Raw genomic sequence first — 6532 nt, 5'->3', positions numbered from 1 at the left:
CCGGTGGCCGTCTTGCTATGCGGGCACCAACCCGGACGCCGGAGCAAACCCCCGGATCAGGTCCAACCCGCTACACCACTTCCAAGGACGCAACCGAGTCCCCACGCGACTTCTGGCACCTGTCCGAGCAACACGAGCGCACTTTACGGACGGCCTTCCCCACGGTGGATTTCCGCATCGCCACCGCCGGCACGGTCCGCCAGCAGCTCGAACAAGCCCAGGTCTACTTCGGCTGGCGCTTCAACCCCGACTGGTTCCCCGTATCCCCGCACCTGAAGTGGATCGCCTCCCCGGCTGCCGGAACAGACCACCTGCCCGTCGCCGAAGCCGAGAGCAGCGGCGTCGCCGTGACCCGCTCGTACGGCTTCCACGGTCGCCCGATGGCGGAGCACGCCATGGGTCTGATCCTGGGCTACTCGCGGGGCCTGTTCACCAGCAGCCTCCTCCAGCAGACCCGCCACTGGTGGAAGGACGACCTCGCCGAGGAGTTCTTCGACCTGGCCGGCGCCACCCTGACCATCGTCGGCTGCGGCAGCATCGGCGGCCATCTCGCCCGCGCTGCCCGCGCGTTCGGCATGCACGTCATCGGCGTACGCCGCCGACCGTCCGCCTCCGATCGCCACGGCGTCACATGGATGCGCACCGAGGACATCCGTACCGCGGTTGCCGACGCCGCCGTGGTCGTCGACCTCCTGCCCGCCGCCCCAGACACGGACCGGTACTTCGACCGCGACACCTTCGCCGCCTTCAAGTCCGGCGCCCTGTTCGTCAACCTCGGCCGTGCCTCCACCGTCGACCAGAAAGCACTGCTGGACGCCCTGAACACCGGCCGCCTTCGCGGTGCCGCCCTGGACGTGACCGACCCCAGGCCCCTGCCTATGGACCACCCACTGCGCCACCACCCGCGCGTCGTGATCACGCCGAAGAGCGCCACGTTCTCACGCACCTACATGGACGACGCCGTGGCCTTCTTCGCAGACAACTTGCACCGCCACCTCGCCGGACAGCCACTGAACGGCCTCGCCATTTCGCCGACCGCCCCGCCCCCAACCGCAGGAGGCTGAACCGATGCTCACTCCGGGCCACCGCGACCTGCTGGCGTCCTTCGCCGCCACCGGCCGCAACCACCCCTACCTGGCCTTCACCCTCAACTCCCTCTGCAACCTCGACTGCGTCTTCTGCAAACCCCGCTGCATGCCCGACTACGGCCACAAGGACCGGCCGCTCACCGTCGCCGACTACGCCGCCATCGCGCAGGAGGCCGGAGCGTGGCAGGTGAAGAAGGCGCACTGCTCCGGCGGCGAGCCGACCCTGCGCGCCGACATCCTCGACGTCATCGCCGCCCTCGCCGGCGGCCTCGGCACCGGAGCCTCGATCGGCATGACCAGCCACGGCAATCTCCGCAAAGGCCTGAGCGTCGAGCAGTTTCAGCGTGCCGGCCTGACGTACCTCAACGTCAGCCTGCACAGCCTCGACCCGGCCCGCTCCGCCACGATCATGGGCGGCGGTGACCCCCGTGTCGCTCGCACAACGATCGACGAGGCCCTCGCCCTCGGGCTCAAGGTGAAGGTCAACTGCGTTCTGCAGCGCAGCTACCTGGACGACGCCCTCCAGGTGGCCGAACTCGCCAAGGACCTGCCGATCGCCGTCCGCCTCGTCGAGCTGCAGAACATCGGCCCCGCCCGAGAGCTCTTCGACAGCGAGTTCGTCCCCGAGGCAGACGTCCGCGCCCGGCTGGCGGACTGGTTTGCCGACGCCGACGAAGTCGCCCGCGGCGAACTGGGCGTGCGCAGCCCCGGCCGCTACCTCCGGCCCCCGGGCTGGGCCGGATCGATCGGATTCATCTCGAACTCCAGCTGCGCGACCTGCTCGGACGCCAACCGCATCAAGATCACCCCGACCGGTGTGGCCCGCCCGTGCATCCTCCACAACCGCGACATCCCCCTGAAACCGCACCTGGCCGACCACACGCTGAGCGACGCCTACGCCCACCTCTTCCGCGCCATGCTGGAGCGCAACGGCAACGACGCGTGGCAGGGATTCCACTACGTCGACTACGACCTGCGCTGGGACCGCATGGAGCGGCCCGAAGGCAAGCCCGTATTCCCCCTGCTTCCCGTCGTCCGCACTGCCGGCTCCTCCTGCGCGGTACGAAACCCGGGTGTCGGGGAGGACCGGTGAGTGCCGCGTCCACCGCCGTGACGTCGCTGTACGACGACCTGGGCGCGTTGTACGTACACGAGCTGGCGGAGCACGGTCTCAGCGCGGCGATGTTCACCCACAAGTGGCAGCGCACCGACTTGCTCGCCCCACACTCGGACCTCGATGTACGGATCCTTCTCGCCCAGGCCCCGGCCGGGTGGCGCGAGTGGAATCACTGCCTCGCCGCGGCACACTCCGCCGCCGTGGCCCGCGACGTCGCCAACCGGCGCCTGCTCGAGCACCCGCCCGGATTCGCCTTCACCACCTCCGAGGTCGACCGCCGCCGCATCTCCCCGCCCGAACTGGTGACCTGGAGCCTGATCCACGGCCACCGGCCCACCCTCCAGCGCTGGAAATCCCACGCACAGATGGAGCCCTGGAGCAGCGCGGACGAGCGCTTCTACCGGGGCATCCTCAACTCCCGACTCGGGGGCCGCTACCTGCTGGCCGCCGACAGCACCGACAACGTCACGCGGGACCTGCCCGGCTACCGCAGGCACTGTGTCGCCTGGCACTACCTGGCCCCTTGCTGGTTCGCCGGCGCAGCCCTCGCGACGCACACCCGCTGCCCCGGTAAGTCAGCTGCTCTCGCCCAATGGCGCCCGGACGGGCTGGAACATCACGCCGAGCTGTTCCTCCGCCAGGCAAGAGGCGCGGAGCCGGAGCAGGTGGAACGGCCACCGTCGGCGCAGCACCTCCTGCGATCGGCACACGTCGCCCTGAGCGCGCTCCTGCGGCACATCCCCGATCTCCCGGAAGACCGAGAAGGGGAGGACGCCGAAGGCTCGCGGTCCATCGCCTGGACGATGACCGCCGGCATGCTCCGCGTCCGGATCGCCCGCTGGCTCTACTACCTCGACCCACCTCCGACCGTCGCCACCGGCTACCTCATCGCCCGCGAAGCGAAGGAGCTCTGCGGCGCCGCCAGTGTGCTGCGCTCCCTGGCAGCCGACGGAGAGACCAGCGAGCAGCGGCTCGCCGCCCGCATGGCCGACCTGCTCCCCACCGGCCCGACGACGCCTGATGTCCTCCGGGACGCGCTCGCCGCCTGGGACCGGCACCACTCCGTGGTGGAGGACTTCCTCACCCTCCACTCGGCATGACCCACCGCCGCACATCGATCAAGGAGACAACGCCATGCCCGCCGGAGCCAGCAGCCCCCGGGTCCTGAAGACCGCCAAGATCAAGATCACGACCAAGTGCAATCGCTCCTGCGACTTCTGCATCTTCGCCGACGGCGCCCAGGGGGAGAACATGCCGCTCCCCACGTTCGCCACCGTCCTGGACCGCCTGGAAACGATCCCCTTCCAGCAGCTCCACATCAACGGCGGCGAACCCACCGTCCACCGCGACTTCCCCGCGCTCAGCCGACTCGCCCGCACACGCCTGCCGGACAAGGTCATGGTGCTCGGCACCAACGCCCTCAGCCTCGCGCGCAACAAGCGCCTGATGGCGGTCGCCCTCGCCTGCTACGACCAGGTCCTCATCGGCTGCGACGACGAGCACGGCAACTACGACCAGGTCCACGCCGCGGTCCCGACCCTGCGCGCGGCCGGCAAAACCGTCGTCGTCAACAGCGTCCTGGAAGGGATCAGCCCGAGCCGTCTCGACCAGCTCGCCGAGCTGTGCGCCGCCCACGGTGCGATCCACGTCACCAACCACGTCCACCACATCGACGTCGGTCAGCCCGTCAACGAACTGCGTGGTCTGTGCGCCCGGTACCTCGACCAGCACCTCATGATCGAACTCGACGGCTCCTGCTACCGCTGCTTCAACGCGATGGCCAAGGACGACAGCGAGTTCAACATCTGGGACGACGACTTCACGGCCAAGGTCTTCGCGCCGCGTCGGGATCACTACCGCTTCTGCGGCAAGTGCCACGAGTACACCGACTCCGGCTCACCTGTCGTACCCGCTCTCCTGCCCGCGCCCGTCACCGTTGCCTGACCGGAGGTACCGGACAACCATGCCCGCTGTCCTTGGCCTGAACTTCCACCACGACACGTCCGCCGCCCTGATCGTCGACGGTCACCTCTACGCCGCGGAAGAGGAGCGCTGGAGCGGCCTCAAGCACAACCGCCAACCCCACAACCGCAAGGCCACCCTCACCGCCCCGACGCACTCCCTGGCCTGGTGCATGGACGCCGCAGGCGTCGGCCCCGACGACATCGACGCCATCTGGACCCCCTCCATGCGCCCCACCCCGGCCGCAGGGTGGTGGCTCGCCGAGGAACGGGGGGAGCTCGCGGCGCTTCTCCCCACCTCCCTCGGCGGACGCCTGCGGCTGCTCTCCCACCACACCGCCCACGTCATGGCCGGCTACCTGCTCTCCGGTCACGACCACGCGGCCGGACTCGTCATCGACGCCGGCGGATCGTCCCTCGGCAGCGACATCGGTGCTGGTCGCGAACGCGTCACCGGCTACGACCTTCGCCCCGACCGGATCGACCGCATCCACCAGGCCCTGCCGAGCCTCAGCCCCGGCCCCCGTCGCGCCCACCCCTCGCTCGGCCACTTCTACCGCAACCTCGCGCTGCGACTGGTCCCGCCCGGGGACGAACCCGAAGGCAGCATGATGGCCTTGGCCGCGTACGGAGACCCGGGCCGCCACCGCGACGAGGTTCGCGCGCTGATCCACCTCGGCAGCGACGGCGAGGTCCACGTCGCTCATCCGCTTGGCTCCGCCGACGCCGACACCCCGCTGCTCATCGGGAAGCGTGCCTGGAGCGCCGACAGCGTCGCGGAAGCGTCCCTGACGGAACGAGCCGACCTGGCCGCCGCCGTACAGGAGACCTTCGCCGACGCCGTCACCCACGTCGCCCGCCACCTTCGACACCTCACCGAAGCGGACACGCTCGTCTTCTCCGGCGGATGCGCGCTGAATTCCCACCTCAACGGCCGTCTCGCCGCCGACGCCGGGTACGAGACCTTGTTCGTGGCACCGGCCCCGCACGACGCCGGTACGGCCGTCGGCGCCGCGCTGTACGCCTGGCACTACCAGCTCGGCCAGCCCCGCCTCGCTGCCCCGACGGACGCCGCCTGGGGCCCGGAACCCGGCCGGCTCCCGACCACGGGCCTGCCCGCCGGATACCGGATCATCCCGAACCTCGGCGCCCAGCTGGTGCCGACGGTGGCCGCCCTCCTGGCCGACCACCGCATCGTCGGCTGGGTCCAAGGCCCGATGGAGTTCGGCCCCCGCGCCCTCGGCCACCGCTCGATCCTCGCCCACCCCGGCCACGCAGCCACCCGCGACCGCCTCAACGCCATCAAGCAGCGCGCCACGTACCGGCCGTTCGCCCCCGCGGTACTCGCCGAGCACGCCACCGAGTGGTTCATGGCCGAAGGCGACCCCTACATGAACCGCGTCGCCCAAGCCCGCCACTGCCACGCTGACCGCATGGGCGCCGTGGTCCACCGCGACGGCAGCAGCCGCCTGCAAGCCGTCACCACCGAGCACACCGGCCTGCGGGCCCTCCTGGAGGAGTTCCACCGCCGCACGGGCCTGCCCCTTCTGCTGAACACCTCCTTCAACCGCAAGGGCACCCCGATCCTGCGCACCGCCGAGCAAGCCGTCCACGCCACCGCGGACCTCGGCCTGGACGCCCTCGCCGTCGGCGACACGCTCCTGCTCGCCGACGGCATCCCGGTCCCCTCCACGAACGGAAGGTGAGTCACATGCCTCCGACTTCGGAACCCACCACCGCCATCCTCAACGCCTTGCAGGCCGATACCTGGGACCAGGCCGACTACACCCGCGCGGAGAGTGCTGCCGCCTTGGCATTCGGCATCTACTCCGGCCGTACCCGGGACCAGGGCACTCCCTATCTCCACCACCCCGTCGCCGTCGTGGCCATCCTCCGGGACGAACTCGCCGTCACCTCGCCGACCACGCTACTCCTCGGCCTGCTCCACGACGCCCTGGAGATCTCCCCGGAATCGGCGTCCGCTGTGGCAGCCGAACTGGGCCAGGAGTTCGCCGAACGGCTTCGTGAGATGACCCCCGACCACCGCTTGGAGCGCAGGCCCAAGCAGCCCGGCGACGAGGCGGCCTGGCGGGCCAAGACCGGCCGCCTCGGCCCCGAGCCGCTGCTCGTAAGGCTCACCGACCGCATCCACAACCTCCGCGACCTGCGGAATTCCACAGACTCCGGCCGCCGCGAACGGTTTGTCGCCGCTCTCGTCGACTTCTACCTGCCGCTCGCCGAAACCAGCCGAACTGTGAACACCCACCTCAACGCAGCCTGCGCGCTGTTGCGGGCCGAATACGAGCGCTACGCACACGAGACCCCGGAGGTTGGCTTATGAAGCCGGTCGTGCACTCCCTGGAACC

6 protein-coding genes are annotated in these 6532 nt (G+C 70.1%); all 6 read left to right on the top strand.

Features of this window, described 5'->3' with window-relative positions:
* Positions 1–164 precede the first annotated feature (164 nt).
* From ACH4PY_RS36315 to ACH4PY_RS36290, 6 genes are read left to right on the top strand one after another with little or no spacing between them, the layout of a single operon-like run.
* Complete coding sequence (locus tag ACH4PY_RS36315) at positions 165–1064, top strand: D-2-hydroxyacid dehydrogenase (protein WP_398192786.1); 900 nt, start codon at positions 165–167, stop codon at positions 1062–1064.
* A 4-nt stretch (positions 1065–1068) separates the two neighbouring features.
* Positions 1069–2181: a radical SAM protein gene (locus ACH4PY_RS36310; protein ID WP_398192785.1), complete on the top strand. Its 1113-nt coding sequence runs from the start codon at positions 1069–1071 to the stop codon at positions 2179–2181.
* Positions 2178–3305: a hypothetical protein gene (locus ACH4PY_RS36305; RefSeq protein WP_398192784.1), complete on the top strand. Its 1128-nt coding sequence runs from the start codon at positions 2178–2180 to the stop codon at positions 3303–3305. Before ACH4PY_RS36310 ends, ACH4PY_RS36305 begins: the two co-directional genes overlap by 4 nt.
* Positions 3306–3339: 34 nt before the next feature.
* Positions 3340–4149, top strand: coding sequence for a radical SAM protein (locus tag ACH4PY_RS36300; RefSeq protein ID WP_398192783.1), 810 nt, complete (start codon positions 3340–3342; stop codon positions 4147–4149).
* 19 nt (positions 4150–4168) lie between these two features.
* Positions 4169–5872: a carbamoyltransferase C-terminal domain-containing protein gene (locus ACH4PY_RS36295; RefSeq protein ID WP_398192782.1), complete on the top strand. Its 1704-nt coding sequence runs from the start codon at positions 4169–4171 to the stop codon at positions 5870–5872.
* Positions 5873–5877: 5 nt separating this feature from the next.
* Positions 5878–6507, top strand: coding sequence for an HD domain-containing protein (locus tag ACH4PY_RS36290; protein WP_398192781.1), 630 nt, complete (start codon positions 5878–5880; stop codon positions 6505–6507).
* Positions 6508–6532 lie beyond the last annotated feature (25 nt).

The organism is Streptomyces sp. NPDC021224 (assembly GCF_044332905.1).
Classification (GTDB): domain Bacteria; phylum Actinomycetota; class Actinomycetes; order Streptomycetales; family Streptomycetaceae; genus Actinacidiphila.
The sequence above is the reverse complement of the archived record's forward strand: the minus strand, read 5'-3'. Positions and strand labels throughout refer to the sequence as shown.